The sequence below is a fragment of the uncultured Sulfitobacter sp. genome, assembly GCF_964021855.1.
GTDB lineage: Bacteria > Pseudomonadota > Alphaproteobacteria > Rhodobacterales > Rhodobacteraceae > Sulfitobacter.
Map to the genome: position 1 here is coordinate 630,050 of NZ_CAXHZD010000001.1, position 23,005 is coordinate 653,054.

Sequence of the window (23,005 nt, forward strand, 5' to 3'; positions counted from 1 at the left end):
GCGTTGGAGTGATGTCCAGACCTTCCCTCCGCCGGTGTTAACCGGTTCAGGTTCTACGGGTCAGCTTTCGCAATCTCAGCACAACAGTGCCCCCCGAGGTATTCAAAGACGTAGGAGGCTTGTGCGCCCTTGGCAAGCCAAAACCCCTTGAGGCATGCCGCCACCCCCGTTAATGCGGAGGGCAAAGGAGCATCCAATATGTCGATCAACAGCTTTGGCCATCTTTTCCGCGTCACCACTTGGGGTGAAAGCCACGGCCCTGCCTTGGGTGCGACCGTTGATGGCTGCCCGCCTGGCGTGACGATTACCGAAGAGATGATCCAGCACTGGATGGACAAGCGTAAGCCCGGCCAGAACAAATACACCACCCAGCGGCGCGAGGCCGACGAGGTGCGCATCCTATCGGGCGTGTTCGAAGGGGTGACAACCGGCACGCCAATCCAGTTGATGATTGAAAACACCGATCAGCGGTCCAAAGACTATGGTGATATCAAGGACAAGTTCCGCCCCGGCCATGCCGACATCACCTATTTCCAGAAATACGGCATTCGCGATTACCGCGGGGGTGGCCGGTCGTCTGCGCGGGAAACGGCGTCGCGTGTGGCCGCAGGCGGATTGGCCCGTGAGGCGATCAAGGCGATTGCTCCAAATCTGCAAATCACCGGCTATATGGTGCAGATGGGTGCCCACAAGATTGACCGAGATGCGTTTGATTGGGACCAGATTGAAGAGAACCCGTTTTGGGTGCCGGATGCCAAAGCGGCGGCGGATTGGGCTGATTATCTGGATGGTTTGCGCAAGTCCGGATCGTCGGTCGGCGCGGTTATCGAAATTACAGCGCGCAATGTCCCTGCTGGCCTTGGCGCACCGGTTTACGGCAAGCTTGATACCGATCTGGCAGCCGCGATGATGAGCATTAACGCCGTCAAAGGTGTGGAAATCGGCGAAGGCATGTCTGCCGCGATGCTAACGGGCGAATTGAACGCTGACGAGATCAGCATGGGCCCTGACGGCCCTGTGTATTCGTCAAACCACGCGGGCGGTATCTTGGGCGGGATCAGCACAGGGCAGGATATTGTGCTGCGTTTCGCGGTCAAACCGACGTCAAGCATCCTGACCACACGCAAGACAATCACGAAATCCGGCGAGGATACCGAGATTATCACAAAGGGCCGCCATGATCCTTGCGTTGGTATCCGTGCGGTGCCGGTGGGCGAGGCGATGATGGCCTGCGTCTTGCTGGACCATATGCTGCTGCACCGGGGGCAGGTTGGCGAAAATCAGGGCATCATCGGCTAAGCTGGCCGAAAAGTTCAAATTTTTCGGTAGGCCGCGCGCGGGCTCTTGAACTTTGATCCGCAGGGGCGCAAGCATCCGGTATGGCAGCAACAATGACTGAACACCGCCCGGGACGGGCCATTGCCCTCAAACTGGGGGCGGTCTTTTTATTCACGGCCATGGCGGCCATCATCAAGACCGCGACCGATACGGTCCCGGCCGCGCAGGCTGTGTTCTTCCGGTCGTTCTTTGCTTTTCCGGTAATTATTTTGTGGCTCTGGCAGCGCGGCGATCTGCGCCACGGGTTAGAGCCGTCAAATCTGATGGGGCATGTCTGGCGCGGGGTGTTTGGCACCACGGCCATGGGGCTGACCTTTGGCGGGCTGAGCTTGTTGCCGTTGCCCGAAGTCACGGCAATCGGCTATGCGACGCCGTTGTTCACCGTTGTTTTTGCCGCGATTTTTCTGGGCGAACGGGTGCGCCTGTTCCGCCTGTCTGCGGTTGCCGTTGGTTTGGTGGGGGTTTTGATCGTGCTCTATCCGCGCTTTACGATTGGGGGCGATGCGGTGTCGCAGATGGCGACGATGGGCGCGATTATGGTTCTTGGCGCGTCGATCATGCGGGCCATGGTGCAAATTCACGTACGCCGGTTGGTGCAAACCGATAGCACCGCAGCGATCGTGTTTTTCTTTTCTCTGACGGCGACTGTGCTTTCCTTCCTTACGCTGCCTTTGGGATTGATCCTGAATTGGTCGCCTTTTGTATGGGTCATGCCAGGGTTTGGGGTAAGCGCCTTGTTGGTTGTCGCCGGGCTGATTGGCGGGATTTCGCAAATTATGATCACGTCCTCCTTCAGGTTCGGGCCTGTTTCGATGCTGGCCCCGTTCGATTACGCGTCGATGATTTTTGCGACCCTCATCGGGTGGCTGGTCTTTAGCGAAGTACCGACACCTGCCATTTTGATCGGTGCCGGATTGGTGATGACCGGCGGCGTGCTGATCATTTGGCGGGAACGGCAACTGGGGCTGGACCGGTCAAAAGCCAAGGCCAGCAGCCCCCCGCAAGGCACACCTAGTTAGGGTGTCCGACGTTGCGTCATGCGCGCTTGGGTGGAAATCATGTTAGCCTGATCCTCTGGACATGCGGAATCACCTCTCAAAGAAGGGGCCGCATTTATTTTCTGGGAGGAGAAGTACCATGACATTGAAATCAATTATTGTTGCGACAATCGCCTGTGGCTTTGCGGCCAGCAGCGCCTTGGCGCAGGATTGTGTGCCTTCGAAATGGGGCGCGGATGATCAGATCGGATCGGCCAACCTGATCAGCACCGAGCGGACGTTGGAGGCGTCAAAACTGATCAAACGCGGTAAATCCATGCCGCTTGGTATCGTGATCGGTCCTGATACGCCTGCCTTTCCACCGCGGTCGCTGAACCTGCAGATCGTACAGCCAAACCAGCAAGGCGGGCAGAAACTGTCTGCCTTTGGGTACGAGGGGAATTATAACGACGACATCATCCAGACATGGATCGGCATCGGATCGCAGCTGGATGGTTTGGGCCATTTGGGCGAAAACGGCCAATACTACAACTGTCTGGACGAGAAAGAGATTTCAGCGATTGGCGGGCTGACCAAACTAGGGACCCACGCCGTGCCGCCGCTTGTTGCTCGCGCGGTGATTGTCGATATGGCCAAACATTTCGGCAAAGACGTGTTGGCCGCTGGTGAGCATTTCGGAGAGGCCGAGATTAAGGCCGCGATGGATGCCCAAGAGATTACGGTGAATGAAGGCGATATTGTCATGTTCCACACCGGATGGACCGACGGCATGTTGGAAAGCAACCCTGCCGCATGGGGATCGTCAGAGCCGGGTTTGAACAACGAAGGTGCGGTTTACATGGCGTCGATGAACCCGATGGCTGTGGGTGCGGATACATGGGGGCTTGAGGCTATCCCAGCAAAAGAGGGTGACAAGATTTTCTATGGCCACGTCACGCTGTTGAAAGACAACGGTATCTATATTCTTGAGACGATGAACACCGGCCCATTGGTGCGCGACGGAGTGAAGGAATTCATGTTCGTTCTGGGTCAGCCGCTGATCAAAGGCACGGTGCAGGCGATGATTAACCCTGTCGCATTGTATTAAGCCGCTATCGGAACGGAAAACGGCGCGGGGATGAACCGCGCCGTTTTGTTCGGTTAAGGTGGGTTGGCACCCACCCTACATCCGGACGAGGCGTTCGTAGGCTTCCGAGATGTCGCGGGTCAGGGCACCGACCTCGAAGGTGTAATCCGCGATCTGGCCGACGGGTGTAACCTCGGCGGCGGTGCCGGTCAGCCAGCACTGTTCAAAACCTTCAAGCTCTTCCGGCATGATGCGGCGCTCGTGAACGATCAGACCCTTTTCCTTGAGCATCCCGATTACAGTCTGACGTGTCAGACCGTTCAGGAAACAGTCGGCCAGCGGTGTATGCACTTCGCCGTCTTTGACGAAAAAGATGTTCGCGCCTGTCGCTTCGGCCACATAGCCGCGGTAATCCATGAACAACGCGTCAGAGCATCCCTTGGCCTCGGCCGCGTGTTTGGATGTGGTGCAAATCATATAAAGACCGGCGGCCTTGGCATGCACGGGGATCGTCTCGGGCGAGGGGCGCTTCCATTTGGAGATGTCGAGCTTGGCGCCCTTCATCTTGGCGTCGCCATAGTAGTTGCCCCATTCCCAGCCGGCGATTGCCAGACGCACGGGGTTGCGCGCGGCAGAGACGCCCATGTCAGGGCCAGCACCACGCCACGCCACTGCGCGCACATAAGCATCTGTCCAGCCATTTGCCTGCAGCATTTCGTATTTGGCAGCTTCGATTTCATCGACGGTATAGGGGATTTCGAAATCCAGATACTCGGCGGATTTGCGCAGACGTTCCGAATGTTCGCGGCCTTTGAAAATCTTGCCGTTATAGCACCGCTCACCTTCGAATACAGACGAGGCATAGTGCATGGCATGGGTCAGAATATGGACATTGGCATCACGCCAATCGATCATCTTGCCATCCATCCAGATCTTGCCGTCGCGATCATCATATGCACCGTCCATGGTGAATCCTTCCTTGATCCGTCATCATAATTTACGAATGTTGCGTAAGATGCGCCTGAAATGGACATTTTGTTACGCAAAACCTGAGATTCGTTAGCCTTTGACACTTGGAAAGTCAACAAGGCTGACGTAAACTCTGATGTGAAGTTGCAGGAGACAAGAATGGCAGACGGACGCGGCACATCTTCTCACTCCGGTGAAAACCTGTTGTTTTTAACGGATGAACAGCTGCGGCAGGCGATCGAGGCCATGTTTTTTGCCTATCGCGGATTTACAGCAGATCCTGACCGAATTCTGGTGGATATGGCCTATGGCCGCGCCCATCACCGCGCGATCCACTTTATCAACCGGGCACCGGGCACAACGGTGAATAATTTGTTGGGGCTGCTGGGTGTTACAAAACAGTCCCTGAATCGTGTGTTGCGCACGTTGATTGCCGATGGTCTGGTGGAAAGCCAGGTGGGAAAATCAGACAAGCGGGAGCGGCATTTGTACTTGACCGAAGCAGGCCGCGTGCTTGAGCAGACATTATCGGACGCGCAGCGCGTGCGAATGCGCAGCGCCTTTCGCGACGCGGGGCCAGAGGCCGTCGCCGGTTTTAGAACTGTGCTGGAAACGATGATGGACCCGGAAATGCGCCACAGCTACCTGCGCCTGAAAGAGAATAGCGGATGAGCAGCATGGATGCGCATCTGCTGATCGTGGACGATGACGAACGTATTCGGACGTTGTTGCAGAAATTTCTGATGCGGCACGGGTTTTTGGTGACCGCTGCACGCGACGCAGCACATGCACGGCGGATTCTGGCCGGTCTTGATTTCGATTTGATCGTGCTGGACGTGATGATGCCCGGCGAAGACGGGCTTAGCCTGACCCGCAGTTTGCGTGAAACAATGGCGACGCCGATTTTACTGCTGACGGCCAAAGGCGAGACCGACAACCGGATCGAGGGGCTTGAGGCCGGTGCAGATGACTATCTGGCAAAGCCGTTCGAGCCAAAGGAATTGCTGCTGCGCATCAACGCGATTTTGCGCCGCATGCCCGATACCAGCGTGTCAGACAGCGCGCCAAAGGTACTGTCGATGGGGCCAATCCGCTATGACATAGAACGCGGAGAGCTGTGGCAGGGCGATGATCTGGTGCGGCTGACGGCAACCGAGATCCAACTGATGCGCATTTTTGCCGCGCAACCCGGCGCGGCACTGAGCCGGTCAAAGCTGGTTGAAGAATTGGGCCGTGATCGCGGGCAGGCGCAGGAACGCGCTGTTGATGTGCAGATCACCCGGCTGCGGCGCAAGATCGAGGATAATCCAAAGCAACCGCGCTATCTGCAGACCGTGCGCGGTGCGGGTTATATGCTGGCCCCGGATTAATTCAGCTGCTGCCCTATGGGGGTTTCACACCCCCAAACCCCCGTGAGATATTTTTGAGCCAGAGAAGTTGTGATCGGCGACTGGAAGGCGCGCGCCATGCGAGCTATGGTTGGGAAAGATTTAAGTATGAAGGTTGGCAGATATGACTGAAACTGCGGTAGACGAAATGAGCTTTGAAGCGGCAATGGCCGAGCTTGAAAAAGTATTGGGCCAGCTGGAACGGGGCGATGTCGCGTTGGATGAAAGCATTGCGCTGTACGAACGTGGTGCCGCGTTGAAGAAACGCTGTGAAACCAAGTTGAAAGAAGCAGAAGAAAAAGTTGCCCAGATTACCTTGGACGGGGATGGCAATCCGACAGGGGTGACGGCTGTTGGCGGGGTTTGACGTTCATTTGGACGCAGAGCTGACGCGCAGGCCGTTTGATCAGGCGCTGAGCCATGCGGCCGATTTGGCGACCGGGCAGATTTTGCATGGGCTGGGCGGTGTCGATGGTACGGTCGCCGAGGCGATGCGATATGCCGTGACCGGTGGCAAAGGATTGCGCGCCTTTTTCGTGATCGAGAGCGCGCGGCTGCACGGCATTCTGGACGCGCAGGCGGCCCCTTGTGCCGGTGCGATCGAGGCGCTGCATGCCTATTCGTTGATACATGATGATTTGCCGTCGATGGATGATGATAATCTGCGCCGCGGGCAGCCGACGGTCCATGTGCAATGGGATGAAGCGACGGCCATTTTGGCCGGGGATGCTTTGCAAACCTTGGCGTTTGAGCTGATTGCAAATGCCGGATGCCCTGATGCCGCGCGTGTGGCGTTGATTGCGGGGTTGGCCCGTGCAGCCGGCGTGCGCGGTATGGTCGGGGGGCAGGCGATGGACATCGCGGCCGAGACCGCCAGCCAACCCTTGACGTTGGAGCAGATCAGCGTTTTGCAAGCGGGCAAAACCGGCGCGTTGATTGAATGGGCCGCAACCACCGGCCCGGTGATGGCAGGTGCCGATGCTGGCCCGTTGCGGCGCTATGCCCGCGACCTTGGCCTTGCCTTTCAGATTGCCGACGACATCTTGGATATCGAGGGCGATGCCGAAACTGTTGGCAAAGCTGTCGGAAAAGATGCAGGTGCCGGTAAGGCGACATTCGTATCGCTGCTGGGGTTAGAGCCGGCGAAAGAGCGGGCCCGCGCGTTGGTGAATTCTGCTTGTGACGCTTTGGCCCCTTATGGCGACGACGCGGAAACCTTGCGAGACGCGGCACGCTTCGTTATTGCGCGCAAAAGCTGACCCTTCGGAGGGGCCGAGATGACTGAAAGACCCAAGACACCATTGCTGGACCGTGTGGCACGCCCTGCGGATCTGAAACAGTTTTCCGATCCCGAGCTGATCAAGCTGTCGGATGAGCTGCGTGCCGAGACGATTTCGACTGTGTCCGAAACCGGCGGGCATTTGGGTGCTGGCTTGGGCGTTGTTGAACTGACGGTCGCCTTGCATGCCGTTTTTGACACCCCCCGTGACAAGCTGATTTGGGATGTTGGCCACCAATGCTATCCGCATAAGATCCTGACGGAGCGGCGTGATCGTATCCGCACCTTGCGGATGAAAGACGGGCTGAGCGGTTTCACCAAGCGCAGCGAATCCCCCTATGATCCCTTTGGCGCGGCCCATAGTTCGACGTCGATTTCTGCTGCTTTGGGCTTTGCCGTTGCGCGTGATCTGGGTGGTGTTGTCCCCGAGGGGCTGGGCGATGCGATTGCGGTGATCGGTGACGGGTCGATGTCTGCCGGTATGGCTTATGAGGCGATGAACAACGCGGGCCATCTGAAAAAGCGGATGATCGTGATTTTGAACGATAACGAGATGTCGATTGCCCCGCCTGTCGGCGCGATGTCGTCTTATCTAAGTCGTTTGTACGCGGAAGAACCGTTTCAGGATTTCAAAGCGGCGGCCAAGGGGGCGGTTAGTCTGCTGCCCGGCCCGTTCCGCGAGGGGGCAAAGCGCGCCAAGGATATCCTGAAGGGCATGGCCGTTGGTGGGACATTGTTCGAACAGTTAGGGTTCTCGTACCTAGGGCCGATTGACGGGCATGATCTGAACCAGTTGTTGCCTGTGTTGCGCACGGTCAAGGCGCGGGCGACGGGGCCGACGCTGATCCACGTGATCACGAAAAAGGGCAAGGGCTATGGCCCGGCTGAGGCGGCCCGCGACAAGGGGCACGCCACGGCGAAGTTTAACGTGCTGACCGGCGAGCAGAAGAAAGCGCCGTCAAATGCGCCAAGCTATACACGTGTGTTTGCCGATAGCCTGATTGCCGAGGCGGCAAAGGACGACAAAATTTGCGCGGTCACGGCGGCGATGCCGGATGGCACCGGGCTGAACCTGTTTGCGGAACGTTATCCCAGCCGCTGCTTTGACGTGGGCATTGCCGAACAACACGGGGTGACGTTTTCCGCCGCTTTGGCGGCAGGCGGGATGAAGCCGTTCTGCACAATGTATTCGACGTTTTTGCAGCGCGGCTATGATCAGGTTGTGCATGATGTAGCTATCCAGCGTTTGCCGGTGCGCTTTGCGATTGATCGCGCAGGGTTGGTCGGGGCCGATGGGGCGACCCATGCGGGCGCGTTTGATGTGGCGTTTTTGGCCAATTTGCCGGGTATGGTCGTGATGGCCGCCGCGGACGAGGCCGAGCTGGTGCATATGGTCGCCACCGCCGCGGCGCATGATGACGGGCCGATTGCTTTCCGTTTCCCACGCGGCGAGGGCAACGGCGTTGATATGCCGGAACGCGGTGTGCCGCTGGACATCGGCAAGGGGCGGATCATCGCAGAGGGAAAGCGCGTGGCGCTGCTGTCATTCGGGACGCGATTGGCAGAGGTCGAAAAGGCCGCCGAAGCACTGCGGGCTAAGGGAATCACGCCGACGATTGCAGACGCACGATTTGCCAAGCCGCTGGACCGGGACATGATCCTGACACTTGCCGCCGATCACGAGGCACTGATTACGATTGAAGAGGGCGCTGTGGGTGGCTTTGGCAGTCACGTCGCGCAATTGCTGAGCGATGAGGGCGTGTTTGACGAAGGGCTTAAATATCGGTCGATGGTTTTGCCTGACATCTTTATCGATCAGGCCAGCCCGGCCGATATGTATGCGGTCGCTGGCATGAATGCCGAACAGATCGAAGCCAAGGTGCTGGATGTGTTGGGTATTGCCAGCATTGCGGCGCAGCGGGCCTGACGCGCAGGCCCGCGCGGGTTTAGGCGTCTAGCAACTGGCGCGCGGCAACAACCCCAAGGGCAGCCGATGCGGCCTCGCGGCCTTTTTCCACAAAATGCGCGCGGTAGATTGCGTTGTGGTGGTCGGTTTCCTGATAATGATGGGGCGTCAGGGACACGGATAGAATCGGCACCCCAGTATCCAGCCCCACGCGCATCAATCCATCGACAACGGCCGACGCCACAAAATCGTGGCGGTAAATGCCGCCGTCGACGACAAAAGCCGCGCAGATAATGGCGTCGTATTTGCCGGACTTGGCAAGCGTCTGCGCCATCAAGGGCATTTCAAACGCACCGGGCACATCGACCACGTCGATTTGGGACGCGGGGATGGTTTCGGAAAACCCGTCATAGGCACGATCCACGATATCGGCATGCCAGCGGGCTTTGATAAAGGCGTAGCGGGTGTGTGTCATAGTGATCTCCTTTTTAACGTCAGCGACACAAGTCACCCAAGGCGATCACGATTACGGACGGCCCAGAATTGGGTCGGCGCAAACGCATTCTCTTCCATCCGGACTATGACCGTCGGCTCTGGCATCTCACCAGATCTGCTGACCAACCGACCCTTGCGGGGCAGTCGCGCTCGCGGGCTCGTGGCGCAAGGCCACATACCGCCGGTGGGGAATTGCACCCCGCCCTGAGAATATGTGCAAGTTGCCAAGCTGCGCGCGGGTCTGCAATACCAAAAGTGAACTTGTAGGAAAGTCATAGCCCCATGCACCCGAACCCGATCTATCATGATGCTGATACAGCCAAGAACATTGCCTTTGCCCGGGAACGTGGGTTTGGCGTGCTTGCAGCGAACGGGGCGGAGGGGCCGTTGATGTCACATGTGCCGTTCTTGTTGAACGATGCGGGCGATATTGCCGACCTTCATTTGGTGCGGTCGAACCCTATCGCGCGGGCGCTGTCTGAGCCGGTTACCGTGAAATTGGCCGTGGTTGGTGGTGATAGCTATGTCTCGCCAGATTGGTACGGGGTCGAGGATCAGGTCCCGACCTGGAATTATGTCGCTGTGCATTTGACCGGCGTGTTGGAGCTGCGCCCAGCCGACGAACTGCTTGATCTGCTGAACCGTCAATCAGCGTTTTACGAAGACAGGCTGCTGCCCAAACCGCCTTGGACCACCGACAAGATGCAAGACGAGACGATGCACAAGCTGATGCGGATGATCGTGCCCTGCCGGATGACCATCACGGGCGTCGATGGGACATGGAAGCTGAGCCAGAACAAACCGGACGCGGTGCGCTTTGCGGCGGCTGATAGTTTGGGTGCGCATGGTTTCGGGGCCGAGGTGGATATCATCGCCCAGATGATGCGCGCGGCCACGGGCGGTTGAATAAGTTGAATAACAAGTGATTGCACCGCGCCGCGTTGGCAGCGATATTGGCGCAACTCTTGGAGGAGACGACGATGAAGCTCTATTATTCCCCGACCTCGCCCTATGTTCGCAAAGTCATGGTGTTGCTGCACGAAACCGGTCAGATCGATGATGTGACGCTTGAGACAATGCATACCACGCCTTTGTCACCTGACGCGGCGTTGCTGTCGAAAAATCCGCTGACCAAAGTTCCGGCACTTGAGCGTAATGAAGGGCCGACATTGTATGACAGCCGGGTGATTTGTGCCTATCTGGATGATCGCGCTGGCGGCAAGCTGTACCCGTCGGCCCCGCGCCGCTGGGATACACTGACGCTTGAGGCGACGGCGGACGGAATATTGGATGCCGCATTGCTGATGGTTTACGAGGGGCGGATGCGGCCCGACGACAAACAGATGCCGGAATGGGTCGAAGGACAATGGGGCAAGATCGAACGTGCCGTTGCCGTGCTGAACAGCCGCTGGGTGAGCCATTTGTCCGGTCCGCTGGATATGGGGCAAATCGCCGTGGGCTGTGCGCTTGCCTATCTTGATTTCCGCCACGACGCGCGGAATTGGCGCAAGGGGAATGACGCGCTGGCAGGCTGGGCGAAAAACTTTGATTCGCGCCCGTCAATGCAGGCAACAGTGCCGCCTGCTGCTTAAATTAGTAAAATTTCAGGGTTTTAGGCCCATTGAAACCCTAGCTGCGGCGGTTTGCGCATCAAAGGCATCTGGACGTGCGCAGTCCTTGAGGCTAGTAAACAACAGAACTACGGGAGGCGTGTTTTCGCCGCCCCTTGGATTAATGGCCTTTTGGCCCTCGATTTGGAGTTAACCCGTGTCCCAAGCAGAAGATCACGCAGGCACCCGGAGGGATTTCCTCTACTACGCTACGGCAGGTACAGGTGCAGTTGCAGTAGGTGCGGCAGTCTGGCCTTTGGTCAATCAAATGAACCCATCCGCCGATGTTAAGGCGTTGTCCTCTATCCGTGTTGATGTTTCCGCGGTTGAGCCGGGCACCCAATTGACGGTCAAATGGTTGGGTAAACCTGTGTTTATCCGCCGTCGTACCGACGACGAGATCGCCAAGGCGCGCGACGTTGAAATGTCTGAGCTGCCTGACCAAGGTGCCGAAAACGCGAATATCGCGGCTGATTCACCTGCAACCGATGAAAACCGCGCAATGGTTGGCAACGAAGAATGGCTGGTCATGATGGGCGTGTGTACGCACCTTGGCTGTGTGCCTTTGGGTGACGCGGGTGATTTCGGCGGCTGGTTCTGCCCATGCCACGGCTCGCACTATGATACTGCGGGTCGCATCCGCAAAGGTCCAGCACCGCGCAACCTGCCGGTGCCAATTGCAGAATTCGTGGACGAAACCACGATCAAACTGGGTTAAGGGAGAACTAGAATGGCTGGAATTCCTCACGACCATTACGAGCCAAAATCAAACGGTGAAAAGTGGCTGCACAGCCGCCTGCCGGTTGTTGGGCTGCTGTATGACACATTGATGATCCCGACCCCAAAGAACCTGAACTGGATGTGGATCTGGGGCATCGTTCTGACGTTCTGTCTGGCGTTGCAAATCATCACCGGTATCGTTCTGGCGATGCACTATACACCGCATGTTGATCAGGCGTTTGCCTCGGTTGAACATATCATGCGCAACGTGAATGGCGGCTATATGCTGCGCTACATGCACGCAAACGGCGCATCGCTGTTCTTTATTGCTGTATATGCTCACATTTTCCGCGGCCTGTACTATGGTTCCTACAAAGCACCACGCGAGGTGACGTGGATCATCGGTATGCTGATCTATCTGTTGATGATGGGCACCGCATTCATGGGTTACGTTCTGCCATGGGGTCAAATGTCCTTCTGGGGTGCGACCGTTATTACCGGTCTGTTTGGTGCTGTGCCGTTTGTTGGTGAAGCTATCCAAACCCTGCTTTTGGGTGGACCAGCCGTTGATAACGCAACGCTGAACCGTTTCTTCAGCCTTCACTATCTGTTCCCCTTTGTGATTGCGGGTTTGGTTATCGTTCACATCTGGGCGTTCCACACCACGGGCAACAACAACCCAACTGGGGTTGAGGTGCGTCGCGGATCAAAAGAAGAAGCAGAAAAAGACACACTGCCCTTCTGGCCGTATTTCGTGATAAAAGACCTGTTCGCGCTGGCCGTGATCCTGGTGATCTTCTTTGCCATCGTCGGGTTTATGCCAAACTACCTTGGCCACCCCGACAACTACATCGAAGCGAACCCGCTTTCGACACCTGCACACATCGTTCCTGAATGGTACTTCCTTCCGTTCTACGCGATCCTGCGCGCCTTTACTGCCGAAGTTTGGGTTGTTCAGATCGCGTCCTTTGTGACCGGTGGCATCATCGACGCCAAATTCTTTGGTGTGTTGGCGATGTTCGGTGCGATTGCTGTGATGGCGTTGGTGCCTTGGCTCGATACATCTTCGGTTCGGTCGGGTCGGTATCGTCCGATGTTCAAATGGTGGTTTGCGCTGTTGGTTGTCGATTTCTTTGCGCTGATGTGGCTGGGTGCCATGCCTGCCGAAGAACCATATGCCAGCCTTTCGCTGATCGCAGCCGCCTATTGGTTCGGTTACTTCCTGGTCATCATGCCGCTGCTTGGCGTGCTTGAGAAACCATTGCCACAGCCCGAAACCATCGAAGCCGATTTTGCATCGCATCACGACGCGAAAACCGGCGGCACCAAGACGCTGGTCAACCCAGCAGAGTAAGGACCATGACAATGATCAAGAAAACTTTCATATCGGCTGTTGTCGCCTTGGGCCTTACTGGGTCTGCCGCTTTGGCGGCGGGTGGTGCAGCGCATGTAGAAGACTTTGACTTCTCTTTCGAAGGCCCGTTTGGGGCCTACGACACCAACCAGCTTCAACGCGGTCTTCAGGTTTACACCGAGGTCTGTTCGGCGTGCCACGGTTTGAAATTCGTACCGCTGCGCACATTGGCAGATGAGGGCGGCCCACACATGCCCGAAGATCAAGTGCGCGCCTATTCGGAACGCTACGAAGTCTTTGACGCCGAACTGGACGATTTTCGCCCGGCAACACCGGTCGACCACTTTCCGGTCTCTGCCCTTGAGAACGCGCCTGACCTAAGCCTGATGGCTAAGAAACGCGCTGGTTTCCACGGGCCTTACGGTCTGGGGATCAACCAGTTCTTCAAAGGCATTGGCGGACCGGAATACATCGCGTCCCTGATGGTCGGCTATGAGGATGCGCCAGAATGTGCGCCCGAGGATTTCCCCGGCTCGTATAACAAAGCGTTCGCAAATGGCGGCATCCCTGATTCTTGTAAGGACGATCACGGCCACTCCATGGTCGAGGGCAGCTGGATCTCCATGGCACAGCCGCTTTATGGCGATGACGTTGAATATGCCGATGGTCACGAATCTGACCTGCACCACGAGGCGGCTGATGTTGCTGCATTCCTGATGTGGACAGCAGAGCCCAAGATGATGGCCCGCAAGCAGGCTGGTTTCGCCGGCGTGGTTTTCCTGACGCTTCTGTCGGTTTTGTTGTACCTGACAAACAAGCGCCTTTGGGCACCGGTAAAATACAAGAAAGACTGATTTATCAGTCTTTCGACACCGCTAAAAAGTAAAGCCTTCTGGACCGGGACTGATCCAGAAGGCTTTTGCGTTTGTGCGAAGTGGGGAGCCTTCTTGTGAAGCACAAACAAATTGGCCGATAAAAAGAGAGAGAAGAGCAAGCGCCCAGATCAATTGAACGCTATGGCAAAGGCGGATAACTACCTTGGCCGAACCCTGTCCCTCTGTCTCTAAATCGGGCCAACATCATCCAGAGTAGAAGGATGATTTTTATCGCTGTCCCGTGTTTTCAATAAGTTAATTATTAGTTAACTCGGGCTCTCGGGTCTGTGATCTTGATCACATAGCGGTTAGATATCCTCGGAAGCTGCTATTTTTTCTAGGTTTTCTTGCTCAAGTATCCGCAATGACCCGCGACTTAGGTCAATCACACCTTCGCGCTTCCATATGGCTAGGGTCTTGGAAACCGATTCGCGGCTTACCCCGACAAACTCGGCCAATTCCGCCTGAGATAGCTTAAGAGTATTGCCATCTGCGCCGTTATGCTTGGCGAGATACAGAATTTTTTGTGCCAATCGCATCGATAGCGGCAGGAAAACCTGATCGCGAAGCTGTTGGCCCATCCACCGCATACGCCGCCCTGCCAACTGGATCATGTCGACGCCCAGTTCTGGACGTTCGTTCATTGACGCCAGAACATCAGCGTTCTTGATCCCCCATACGGTTGCCCTCTCAAGAGCTATAACAGTCGCGGTTCTGGGGCCGGGGGAAAACAATGCGATTTCACCAAAGATCGCGCCCTTGCTCATTACATCAAGGATCAGCTTGCGGCCATCGGGGGACAGCACGCTGAATTCCAAGGTGCCGCTGCCAATTGCATATAGGGTTTCGCCGAGGTCGCCCTGTTCAAACAGAACCTCGCCCTTTTCCAATCTCTTTTCCGTCGCCAACTCAGCCATCAACTGCTTTAGTACGTCAGATGCACTCGCGAGAAATCCGTTCTCAATCAGCTTTTTTAGGTTCTTGGGGGGGGAATCTGGCAATGCTAGGTGTCCATCTTGTGCAAGGTGCAGCTGTTCCCGCTACCTTCTACATACCCTTGGGGAAACGCAATCTTAGGTGAGCATTAAAACAGGGAAATCCGACTAGCCGACCAATAGATGGGTTTCGTCGTGGTCCGTGATTTTTGCCGCAACAATGCTTCCCTCGATCTGGGGGTGGGCAAAATGAACTTCGGTAAATTGTTCCGTCCGGCCCATCACGGCGCTTTCCATCAGAACGCGGTGATCGACGCCTTGCTGTGCGTTCAGATGCTTGGCCACTTGCTGTGCGCCGGCTTCACGCAGGCGGGCCGCACGTGCTTTGATCAAGCCACCGTTCACTGCGGGCATCCGCGCGGCCGGCGTTCCTTCGCGGGCCGAGTAAGGAAAGACATGCAGCCAGGTCAGATCGCAGTCATCGACCAGCTTGAGCGAGTTTGCGAACATCGCTTCGGTTTCGGTCGGGAAGCCCGCGATAATATCGGCGCCAAAGGTCATATCCGGCCGTAGTTTCCGCGCATCCTCAGAAAACTTGATCGCATCGTCGCGTAAATGGCGCCGCTTCATCCGTTTGAGGATCATATCATCGCCATGTTGCAGGCTAAGGTGCAAATGCGGCATCAACCGGGGTTCGGTCGCAATGGCCTGCATCAGGTTGTCGTCCACCTCGATCGAATCGATCGAACTGATTCTCAGACGCGGCAGATCGGGGACCAGCCGCAAAATGCGCATGACCAGATCGCCCAGCTTGGGCTCTGATGGTAAATCAGCGCCCCAACTTGTTAGGTCCACTCCGGTCAGCACGACCTCGTTAAACCCTTTATCGACCAACCGCTTGATCTGATCGACGACAACGCCAGCGGCGACAGACCGCGAATTACCACGGCCATAGGGGATGATGCAGAAGGTGCAGCGATGGTCACAGCCGTTTTGCACCTGAACATAGGCGCGGCTGCGCGTACCAAAGCCGTCAATCAAGTGGCCAGCGGTTTCGGTGACCGACATAATGTCATCGACCTGCACGGCCTCACTCTCGCCAATGAAATCAGCAGCCAGCCCTTGCCACGTCGCGCCGACCATTTTTTCGGTGTTGCCGATGACAGCGTCGACTTCGTCCATCTTGGTAAAGGTGTCAGGTTCCGTCTGGGCGGCGCATCCGGTGACGATTAGTCGGGCATTCGGGTTCGCTTTGCGCAGCTTGCGGATATCCTGGCGGGCTTTGCGCACGGCCTCGGCTGTCACCGCGCAGGTGTTGACCACAATAGCATTTTCCAGACCCGCCTGCTGGGCAAGGTCTTTCATCGCCTCAGTCTCATAGGCGTTCAGACGGCAGCCGTGGTTTGAAAAAATAGGCGCAGTCATTTCACGCTGTCCAGAAAGGCGGGGGTCAGGGTGCCGCTGAATACATGCGCGGTTGGCCCCGTCATCCAGACACCATCCTCGCGCCAGTCAATTTGTAGCGTGCCGCCATCAAGGTCGATGCGTAGCATACGCCCTGTCAGGCCCCTACGGGCCGCAGCAACGGCTGTGGCGCAGCTAGACGACCCAGAGGCGAGCGTGACCCCCACGCCCCGCTCCCAGACGCGCATACGGATATGGTCGGGCCCGACAATCTGCGCGACCTGTACGTTGGTGCGTTCGGGGTAAAGCGGGTGATGTTCGATCTCGGGGCCAAAGCTGGCCAGATCGACAGCAGCCACATCATCCACAAAGAACGTACAATGCGGATTGCCCATGCCGGTCGCCGTCGGCGCGCCTTCAATTGGCAGCTCTAGCGTATCCATGGCGTGGGCCAGCGGAATGTCCTGCCATTCAAGCTGCGGTTGCCCCATGTTCACTGACGTTAGGCCATCCCCCAAATCCCGCGCCGCCAGATCACCGCGATCTGTTGTCAGATGCAGGGACGATTTTCCCGTCTCCTCCATCAAGAACCGCGCAATGCAGCGGGTGGCATTGCCGCAGGCCGCAGATATCGAGCCATCCGAATTATAGAAAGTCAGGTGCGCGTCGCCCTTGCCGTTCGAAATGACGGCAAGCTGATCAAAGCCAACACCAAAATGCCGATGCCCGATGGCCTTGGCCAGCGCGGGGGTGACGGAAAACGAATCCGGACCCGACTCGCGCGCATCCAGCACGACAAAGTCGTTTCCCAGCCCATGCATCTTCATGAAGGGCAAACCTTTGGTCATATCACTGCACATTTGGCGCATATAACGCGGCGAATGAAACTTATCCAGCATGTGCGGAAAATTTCGTACGTTAAGGGCTTGACCCCACCGCGCCACCTTTCTAGTAAGCCGCCTAGTGGGCCTGTAGCTCAGTTGGTAGAGCAACTGACTTTTAATCAGTAGGTCTCCGGTTCGAACCCGGACGGGCTCACCATTTTTACTTACGAATTTGAGCGTTCGTATACACCCCCCCTTAATCGTTTCCCCAGCCCCGTGATGCGCCCTTGGCAAGCCGATGCGCTAGAATTTTCGGGTTTTCCCAAGTTCTTACACGGCGATCTGTAAACGGGTTGATTTGTGGTGACCCCGGCAGGATTCGAACCTGCAACCTGCCCCTTAGGAGGGGGCTGCTCTATCCAGTTGAGCCACGGGGCCGCCAAATTAGCTTTAGCAAGCCAGGGTAGGGGCGTCACCCGCAAAAACGGGGTAGTGGTTTTGGCGGTGGCCTCGTGATGTCTTGCGCCATGCTCATAATCTACGTTAGCGTGAGACATTGGTTGAAGAGTAGGATATTGCCCTTGTCACAGACCCCCAAACGCCCGTTAACGCTTCGTGATGTATCTGACGCCTGTGGCGTTTCCGAGATGACAGTCAGCCGGGTTTTGCGCAAACGGGGCGATGTGTCAGAGGCAACGCGCCTGCGGGTTTTGGCCGCCGCGAAAGAGCTGGGGTATGTGCCCAACCAGATCGCAGGATCGCTGGCGTCGCAGCGGGTGAACCTTGTTGCGGTTATCATCCCGTCCCTGTCGAATATGGTATTTCCCGAGGTGCTGAATGGCATCAATCAGGTGCTCGAAGACACGCCGCTGCAGCCTGTTGTCGGGGTGACAGATTACATGCCCGAGAAGGAAGAACGCGTTTTATATGAAATGCTGTCCTGGCGGCCGTCCGGTGTAATCATCGCCGGGCTTGAGCATTCGGACGCTACCCGTGCCATGTTGAAAAACGCAGGTATTCCAGTGGTCGAGATTATGGATGTCGATGGCCGTCCGATTGATGCGGTCGTGGGGATTTCGCACCGTCGTGCGGGTCAGGAAATGGCCAAGGCAATCCTGAAAGAAGGGTACGAGCATATCGGGTTCATGGGCACCAAGATGCCGTTGGATCACCGCGCCCGTAAACGTTTTGAAGGGTTTACCGAAGGGCTGGCCAAGGCAGGGATCGAGATTGAGGATCGCGCGTTTTATTCCGGTGGGTCGGCGCTGGCCAAGGGACGCGAGATGACCCAAGACATGCTGGAACGGTCGCCCGATCTGGATTTTCTGTATTATTCCAATGATATGATCGGGGCAGGCGGCCTGCTGTATCTGATCGACCAAGGCATTGATATCCCCGGGCAGATCGGGTTAGCGGGCTTTAACAACGTCGAGCTGTTGCAGGGTTTGCCCCGTCAATTGGCCACAATGGATGCGTGCCGCGCTGAGATTGGCAATGCTGCGGCGCGGATCATTCTGAACGATACTTTGGATGAACCTGACCCCGATTTGCAGACTCATGTGACGATGACACCAACCCTGTCCTTGGGGGATACGCTACGCCGCAAACGTAGCGGATGAACACCCTCACGCTCAGCAACAAAGACGCGCGGCGTCTGTTCCTGCACCGTCATTTACTAAGTGACACGCCGAAGGGCGATGCAAAGGGCGACGCGCTGTTGCAGGTGATCGAGGGGTTGGGCTTTGTCCAGTTGGACAGCATCAACACCGTCGCGCGGGCGCATGATCTGATCCTGTTTTCCCGCAAACCCCGGTATCGCCCCAGCGGGCTAAAGCGGCTGTATGAAAAAGACAGCGCGCTGTTTGAGCATTGGACCCACGACGCCGCCGTGATCCCGATGGTGTATTACCCCTATTGGGAAATGCGCCGCCAGCGTGATGCTGAAACCCTGCGCAAGCGGTATCGCAACTGGCATAAGCACGATTTTGAATCGCAGTTTAGTAAGCTTTTGGATCAGATCCGCGAACAGGGCCCGGTCTGTTCTGCAGATGTTGGTAAGGACGAGAAAAGATCAAACAGCGGCTGGTGGGATTGGCACCCGTCAAAGACCGCGCTGGAATACCTGTGGCGCACTGGCGCGCTGCACGTGGTTGGCCGGGACGGGTTCCAGAAACGCTATGACCTGACCGAAAACGTCCTTGAGGCGCATCTGTGTGACGCGACCGCTGCGCCAGATGATACGGCGACGATTGATTGGTGCTGCAACGGTGCGTTGGATCGCCTTGGCTTTGCCACCCACACAGAACTGGCGGCGTTCTGGGATCACATCAGTCCGGCAGAGGCCAAGGATTGGGTGCGCGGAGAGCTGACCGCAGGCCGGTTGCAGCCGATCCTGGTCACCTGTGCGAATGGCGAAATGCGCGATGCCGTTGCTCGCCCTGACATAGCGGATGATCCGGCGTTGCACATCGAGCCGACCCAGCGGTTGCGCGTGCTCAGCCCCTTTGATCCGGCGTTGAGAGACCGCAAACGGGCCGAGCGTCTGTTCGGTTTCAACTACCGTATCGAGATGTTCGTACCCGAGGCCAAGCGTACCTATGGCTATTATGTGTTCCCGATCCTGCAAGGCGACAGCGTCATTGCCCGCGTCGATATGAAAGCGTTCCGCGACCGCGATACGCTAGTGGTGCGCGCGCTTTGGCCCGAACCGGGAACGCGATGGGGCAAAGGCAAGCAAAGCGCGTTCGAGGCGGAACTGGCGCGGCTGACCAAGCTGGCGGGTGTGTCCCAGATCAGCTTTGACGATGATTGGCTGCGCGCGCCGCAATCCACCTAAACAGCACGGTTTATAGGCACTATCGTTGCTCGTGTTGCACTACGATGGCATTTTATCAACATTTTGTTGACGTATTGCATTTCTGTGCGAGAGTGACTCCAAAGGAATCATGACCATGCGTAAACTTAAACCTTCTCCGCAGGGGACTTCGCGATGACCCGCCATGTTGCTGTTATTGGCGCTGGCATCGTCGGCGTTTCGGCGGCCATATGGTTGCAGCGTGCTGGCGCAAAGGTGACGATCATTGATCGCGCTGCCCCCGGCACGGGCACGTCGCATGGCAATGCTGGTGTGCTGGCAGCAAGCGGTGTTGCGCCGGTCACCGGGCCGGGATTGCTGCGCAAGGCACCGTTCATGCTGCTGGACCGCGACGTGCCGCTGTATCTGCGCCTGTCCTATCTGCCGCGCTTGCTGCCGTGGCTGCGGAAATACCTAAGCTATGCCAATGACGCCGACACACGGCGCATTTCAGCGGCCCTTGCCCCGATTGTCAGCGACAGCGTTGAGCAACACAAACGCCTGACCGCCGATCTGGGTCTGTCTGATTGGGTGACTGACAGCGACTATGTCTTTGCCTATCGCAGCCGCGCCGACTTTGACGCCGAGGCATATACATGGGCGCTGCGGGCGCAGGCGGGGTTCACCCCCGAATTGATCGAAGGTGGCGCGGTACACGAGTATGAGCCCGCGTTAGGGCCTGAAATCACCTGTTTGGCCACGTTAAAGGATCACGGGTTTATCCGCGATCCGGGTGGCTATGTCGCCGCGTTGGCGCGCGCGTTTGAACAGGCGGGCGGCACCATTATGCAGGCCGAGGTCAAGGATTTCGACCTTACCGATGGTACTGTAACCGCCGTGCAAACCCGCCAAGGGACCGTGGCTTGTGATGATATCGTGCTGGCAACAGGGGTTTGGTCAAAGCCGCTGATGGCCAAGCTAGGTCTGAACGTCCCGCTGGAATCCGAGCGTGGCTATCACGTGATATTCGAAGGGGCGACCGGCGGGCCATCGCGCCCGATCATGATCGCCAGCGGTAAATTCGTGGCTACCCCAATGGCCCAAGGCGTGCGCTGCGCGGGTATTCTTGAGTTTGGCGGGCTTGAGGCTGGCCCCTCCAAAGCGCCGCTGGCCTTGCTGCGCCGTCAGGCCAAGGCCGCATTCCCAAACCTGAAAGCCAGCAATGAAATCGAATGGCTGGGGCACAGGCCGGCCCCCAGCGACAGCCTGCCCCTGATCGGGCAGGTTGGCCGCAGCCGGGTCTATACCGCCTTTGGCCACCACCACATCGGGCTGACTGGCGGGCCTAAAACCGGGCGTCTGATTGCAGGCATGATCATGGATCAGCCAATGAATACCGACATGAAACCCTATCATCCACAACGGTTCAGCAACGACTGAACCATCGAAATCACCAACAAGGAGAGAAACATGAAACTGACCAATAAACTGATGACTGGCGTTGCCACTGCGGCAATCGCAATGACAAGCGCGCTGCCCGCACTGGCAGCCGAAAAATGGGATATGCCAATGGCCTATTCCGCGTCTAACTTCCATTCCGAGAACGGCATGGCATTCGCGAAATGCGTGACCGATGGCACGTCTGGCGATATCGAGATCACCGTTCACCCCGGTGGATCGCTGATCGCGGGCGCTGACATCAAACGCGCCATTCAGACCGGCCAAGTACAACTGGGTGAACGCCTGCTGTCCGGTCACCAGAATGAAAATGCGCTGTTCGGCTTTGATTCCATTCCATTCCTAGCGCCCTCGTTTGATGATTCCGCAGCACTTTGGAAAGCCGCGAAACCCAAGATCGAAGAGCTGCTGGCCGAGCAGAACCTGACGCTGCTGTATAACGTGCCATGGCCGCCCCAAGGTCTGTATTTCAAGAAAGACGTGAACAGCGTCGAGGACATGAAAGGCGTCAAATTCCGGTCATATAACAACGCCACCAGCCGTCTGGCTGAACTAACCGGCATGTTGCCCGTCACCATCGAAGCGGCGGAGCTAAGCCAGGCCTTTGCCACTGGCGTCGCTGAATCGATGATCTCAAGCGGTGCGACGGGCTATGACCAGAAGGTTTGGGAAAGCCTCACGAACTTCTACGAAGTCGATGCATGGTTGCCGCGCAACTATATCATGGTGAACAGCGATATTTGGTCGGACGTGTCTGATGCAAACAAGGGTGTCATCACCACCTGCGCAACCGAGGCTGAAGCCCGCGGTTTGCAGGCGTCCAAGGACTATACCCAGTTCACCTATGACGGTCTGCGCGACGGCGGCATGAAAGTCGAAGCCGCCAGCGAAGAGCTGATGACGGGCCTGCGCGCTGTGGGGGACACCATGACGTCTGAATGGCTGGAATCAGCTGGCGATGACGGCAAGGCCATCGTCGATAGCTATAAGTCGATGCAATAAGCATCTCTTTGGCGGCCCTATACCTCGGGCCGCCATTCTTCCGCTGACCGGAGAGAGACCTATGAAAGCCCTGCGCAAATCGCTTGATGCCCTTTACCTAATGTCAGGGGCTTTGGCCGCCATGTGTCTGGTCGCGATCCTGATGTTGATTGTCGTGCAAATGGTTGCCCGCTGGACCGGCGAGGTCTTTCCCGGTGCCGCAAGCTATGCCGGGTATGCGATGGCAGGGGCCAGCTTTCTGGCCTTTGCCAATGCGCTGAACCGCGGGTCGCATATTCGCGTGTCGATTTTGCTGAACGCGTTGCCGGATGGCCCCAAACGGCTGCTGGATATCTGGTGCTTTGGGTTGGCTGCGGCAATCGCGTGGTATTTCACCTATTACGCCTATTGGTTCGTCTATTGGTCGTGGAAGTTTAACGAGGTCAGTCAGGCCCAAGACGCCACGGCCCTTTGGATACCGCAATCGGTGATGGTGGTTGGCGGTGCGATCCTTGCCATCGCCCTGACAGACAATCTGCTTAACCTGATCGTAAAGGGCGAACACCGCCTGACCCGCGATCTGGTCGATCAAAGTTTTGGGGAATGATGCG

The 23,005-nt window shown here is 57.2% G+C and carries 23 protein-coding genes, 2 tRNA genes and 2 riboswitches; of the genes, 19 read left to right on the plus strand and 6 right to left on the minus strand.

The window, feature by feature from the left end; genetic code table 11:
• Positions 1-6: 6 nt before the first annotated feature.
• Positions 7-106: riboswitch (TPP riboswitch) on the minus strand.
• Positions 107-198: 92 nt separating this feature from the next.
• The 3 genes from aroC (at position 199) to AADJ11_RS03045 (ending at position 3,423) form a co-directional block, all read left to right on the plus strand.
• A complete protein-coding gene (gene aroC, locus AADJ11_RS03035; protein ID WP_341233079.1) occupies positions 199-1,299 on the plus strand; it encodes a chorismate synthase in 1,101 nt (366 codons plus the stop codon).
• A gap of 80 nt (positions 1,300-1,379) precedes the next feature.
• On the plus strand, positions 1,380-2,357 hold the full coding sequence (locus AADJ11_RS03040) for a DMT family transporter (protein WP_341233080.1): 978 nt from the start codon (positions 1,380-1,382) through the stop codon (positions 2,355-2,357).
• 118 nt (positions 2,358-2,475) lie between these two features.
• Positions 2,476-3,423: a cyclase family protein gene (locus AADJ11_RS03045; protein WP_341233081.1), complete on the plus strand. Its 948-nt coding sequence runs from the start codon at positions 2,476-2,478 to the stop codon at positions 3,421-3,423.
• A gap of 75 nt (positions 3,424-3,498) precedes the next feature.
• Here AADJ11_RS03045 and AADJ11_RS03050 read toward each other — a convergent pair whose 3' ends face one another.
• Entirely contained in the window at positions 3,499-4,368 is an 870-nt protein-coding gene (locus AADJ11_RS03050) for a branched-chain amino acid aminotransferase (RefSeq protein ID WP_341233082.1), read from the minus strand.
• 162 nt (positions 4,369-4,530) lie between these two features.
• Here AADJ11_RS03050 and AADJ11_RS03055 point away from each other — a divergent pair, with 162 nt between their 5' ends.
• The 5 genes from AADJ11_RS03055 (at position 4,531) to dxs (ending at position 8,965) form a co-directional block, all read left to right on the plus strand.
• Positions 4,531-5,043, plus strand: coding sequence for a MarR family transcriptional regulator (locus AADJ11_RS03055; protein WP_341233083.1), 513 nt, complete (start codon positions 4,531-4,533; stop codon positions 5,041-5,043).
• Positions 5,040-5,741: a response regulator gene (locus AADJ11_RS03060; RefSeq protein WP_341233084.1), complete on the plus strand. Its 702-nt coding sequence runs from the start codon at positions 5,040-5,042 to the stop codon at positions 5,739-5,741. The genes AADJ11_RS03055 and AADJ11_RS03060 overlap by 4 nt, the downstream gene beginning before the upstream one ends.
• Before the next feature lie 142 nt (positions 5,742-5,883).
• Positions 5,884-6,126 (plus strand): exodeoxyribonuclease VII small subunit, encoded by a 243-nt coding sequence (locus tag AADJ11_RS03065; protein ID WP_341233085.1) that lies wholly within the window; start codon positions 5,884-5,886, stop codon positions 6,124-6,126.
• The gene (locus AADJ11_RS03070; protein WP_341233086.1) at positions 6,113-7,018 is read left to right on the plus strand and encodes a polyprenyl synthetase family protein; all 906 of its coding nucleotides are present in this window, start codon (positions 6,113-6,115) and stop codon (positions 7,016-7,018) included. Before AADJ11_RS03065 ends, AADJ11_RS03070 begins: the two co-directional genes overlap by 14 nt.
• An 18-nt stretch (positions 7,019-7,036) precedes the next feature.
• Complete coding sequence (gene dxs, locus AADJ11_RS03075; protein WP_341233087.1) at positions 7,037-8,965, plus strand: 1-deoxy-D-xylulose-5-phosphate synthase; 1,929 nt, start codon at positions 7,037-7,039, stop codon at positions 8,963-8,965.
• Positions 8,966-8,984: 19 nt separating this feature from the next.
• Here the strand turns inward: dxs and AADJ11_RS03080 are convergent, their stop codons facing one another.
• A complete protein-coding gene (locus AADJ11_RS03080; RefSeq protein WP_341233088.1) occupies positions 8,985-9,419 on the minus strand; it encodes a 6,7-dimethyl-8-ribityllumazine synthase in 435 nt (144 codons plus the stop codon).
• A gap of 82 nt (positions 9,420-9,501) precedes the next feature.
• Positions 9,502-9,655, minus strand: a riboswitch (FMN riboswitch).
• A gap of 66 nt (positions 9,656-9,721) precedes the next feature.
• On the opposite strand from AADJ11_RS03080, the gene AADJ11_RS03085 reads away from it, so the two are divergent.
• The 5 genes from AADJ11_RS03085 to AADJ11_RS03105 all read left to right on the plus strand — a co-directional run bounded on the left by AADJ11_RS03085 (position 9,722) and on the right by AADJ11_RS03105 (position 13,977).
• On the plus strand, positions 9,722-10,345 hold the full coding sequence (locus AADJ11_RS03085; protein ID WP_341233089.1) for an FMN-binding negative transcriptional regulator: 624 nt from the start codon (positions 9,722-9,724) through the stop codon (positions 10,343-10,345).
• Between the two features lie 74 nt (positions 10,346-10,419).
• Positions 10,420-11,031, plus strand: coding sequence for a glutathione S-transferase (locus AADJ11_RS03090; RefSeq protein ID WP_341233090.1), 612 nt, complete (start codon positions 10,420-10,422; stop codon positions 11,029-11,031).
• Between the two features lie 175 nt (positions 11,032-11,206).
• Entirely contained in the window at positions 11,207-11,767 is a 561-nt protein-coding gene (gene petA, locus AADJ11_RS03095) for a ubiquinol-cytochrome c reductase iron-sulfur subunit (protein ID WP_341233091.1), read from the plus strand.
• A gap of 12 nt (positions 11,768-11,779) precedes the next feature.
• Positions 11,780-13,123: a cytochrome b gene (gene petB, locus AADJ11_RS03100; protein ID WP_341233092.1), complete on the plus strand. Its 1,344-nt coding sequence runs from the start codon at positions 11,780-11,782 to the stop codon at positions 13,121-13,123.
• A 5-nt stretch (positions 13,124-13,128) separates the two neighbouring features.
• A complete protein-coding gene (locus AADJ11_RS03105) occupies positions 13,129-13,977 on the plus strand; it encodes a cytochrome c1 (protein ID WP_341233093.1) in 849 nt (282 codons plus the stop codon).
• Between the two features lie 329 nt (positions 13,978-14,306).
• On the opposite strand, the gene AADJ11_RS03110 is transcribed toward AADJ11_RS03105, so the two are convergent.
• The 3 genes from AADJ11_RS03110 to dapF form a co-directional block, all read right to left on the minus strand.
• Positions 14,307-14,915: a Crp/Fnr family transcriptional regulator gene (locus AADJ11_RS03110; protein WP_341233655.1), complete on the minus strand. Its 609-nt coding sequence runs from the start codon at positions 14,913-14,915 to the stop codon at positions 14,307-14,309.
• A gap of 186 nt (positions 14,916-15,101) precedes the next feature.
• Entirely contained in the window at positions 15,102-16,358 is a 1,257-nt protein-coding gene (gene mtaB / locus AADJ11_RS03115; protein ID WP_341233094.1) for a tRNA (N(6)-L-threonylcarbamoyladenosine(37)-C(2))-methylthiotransferase MtaB, read from the minus strand.
• Positions 16,355-17,185 carry a diaminopimelate epimerase gene (gene dapF, locus AADJ11_RS03120; RefSeq protein WP_341233095.1) on the minus strand — a complete coding sequence of 277 codons (831 nt, stop codon included), beginning with the start codon at positions 17,183-17,185 and terminating at the stop codon, positions 16,355-16,357. Before dapF ends, mtaB begins: the two co-directional genes overlap by 4 nt.
• Before the next feature lie 117 nt (positions 17,186-17,302).
• On the opposite strand from dapF, the gene AADJ11_RS03125 reads away from it, so the two are divergent.
• Positions 17,303-17,378: transfer RNA gene (locus AADJ11_RS03125), tRNA-Lys, on the plus strand.
• Positions 17,379-17,522: 144 nt separating this feature from the next.
• Here AADJ11_RS03125 and AADJ11_RS03130 read toward each other — a convergent pair.
• Positions 17,523-17,599 (minus strand) — tRNA-Arg (locus AADJ11_RS03130).
• Positions 17,600-17,742: 143 nt separating this feature from the next.
• Between AADJ11_RS03130 and AADJ11_RS03135 the strand changes: the two genes are divergently transcribed.
• From AADJ11_RS03135 to AADJ11_RS03155, 5 genes are all read left to right on the plus strand, one after another.
• Positions 17,743-18,780 (plus strand): LacI family DNA-binding transcriptional regulator, encoded by a 1,038-nt coding sequence (locus AADJ11_RS03135; RefSeq protein ID WP_341233096.1) that lies wholly within the window; start codon positions 17,743-17,745, stop codon positions 18,778-18,780.
• Positions 18,777-19,997 (plus strand): crosslink repair DNA glycosylase YcaQ family protein, encoded by a 1,221-nt coding sequence (locus AADJ11_RS03140; protein ID WP_341233097.1) that lies wholly within the window; start codon positions 18,777-18,779, stop codon positions 19,995-19,997. The genes AADJ11_RS03135 and AADJ11_RS03140 overlap by 4 nt, the downstream gene beginning before the upstream one ends.
• Positions 19,998-20,150: 153 nt before the next feature.
• A complete protein-coding gene (locus AADJ11_RS03145) occupies positions 20,151-21,395 on the plus strand; it encodes an FAD-dependent oxidoreductase (RefSeq protein WP_341233098.1) in 1,245 nt (414 codons plus the stop codon).
• 30 nt (positions 21,396-21,425) lie between these two features.
• On the plus strand, positions 21,426-22,415 hold the full coding sequence (locus AADJ11_RS03150; protein ID WP_341233099.1) for a TRAP transporter substrate-binding protein: 990 nt from the start codon (positions 21,426-21,428) through the stop codon (positions 22,413-22,415).
• A 61-nt stretch (positions 22,416-22,476) separates the two neighbouring features.
• The gene (locus AADJ11_RS03155) at positions 22,477-23,001 is read left to right on the plus strand and encodes a TRAP transporter small permease (protein ID WP_341233100.1); all 525 of its coding nucleotides are present in this window, start codon (positions 22,477-22,479) and stop codon (positions 22,999-23,001) included.
• Positions 23,002-23,005: the final 4 nt, after the last annotated feature.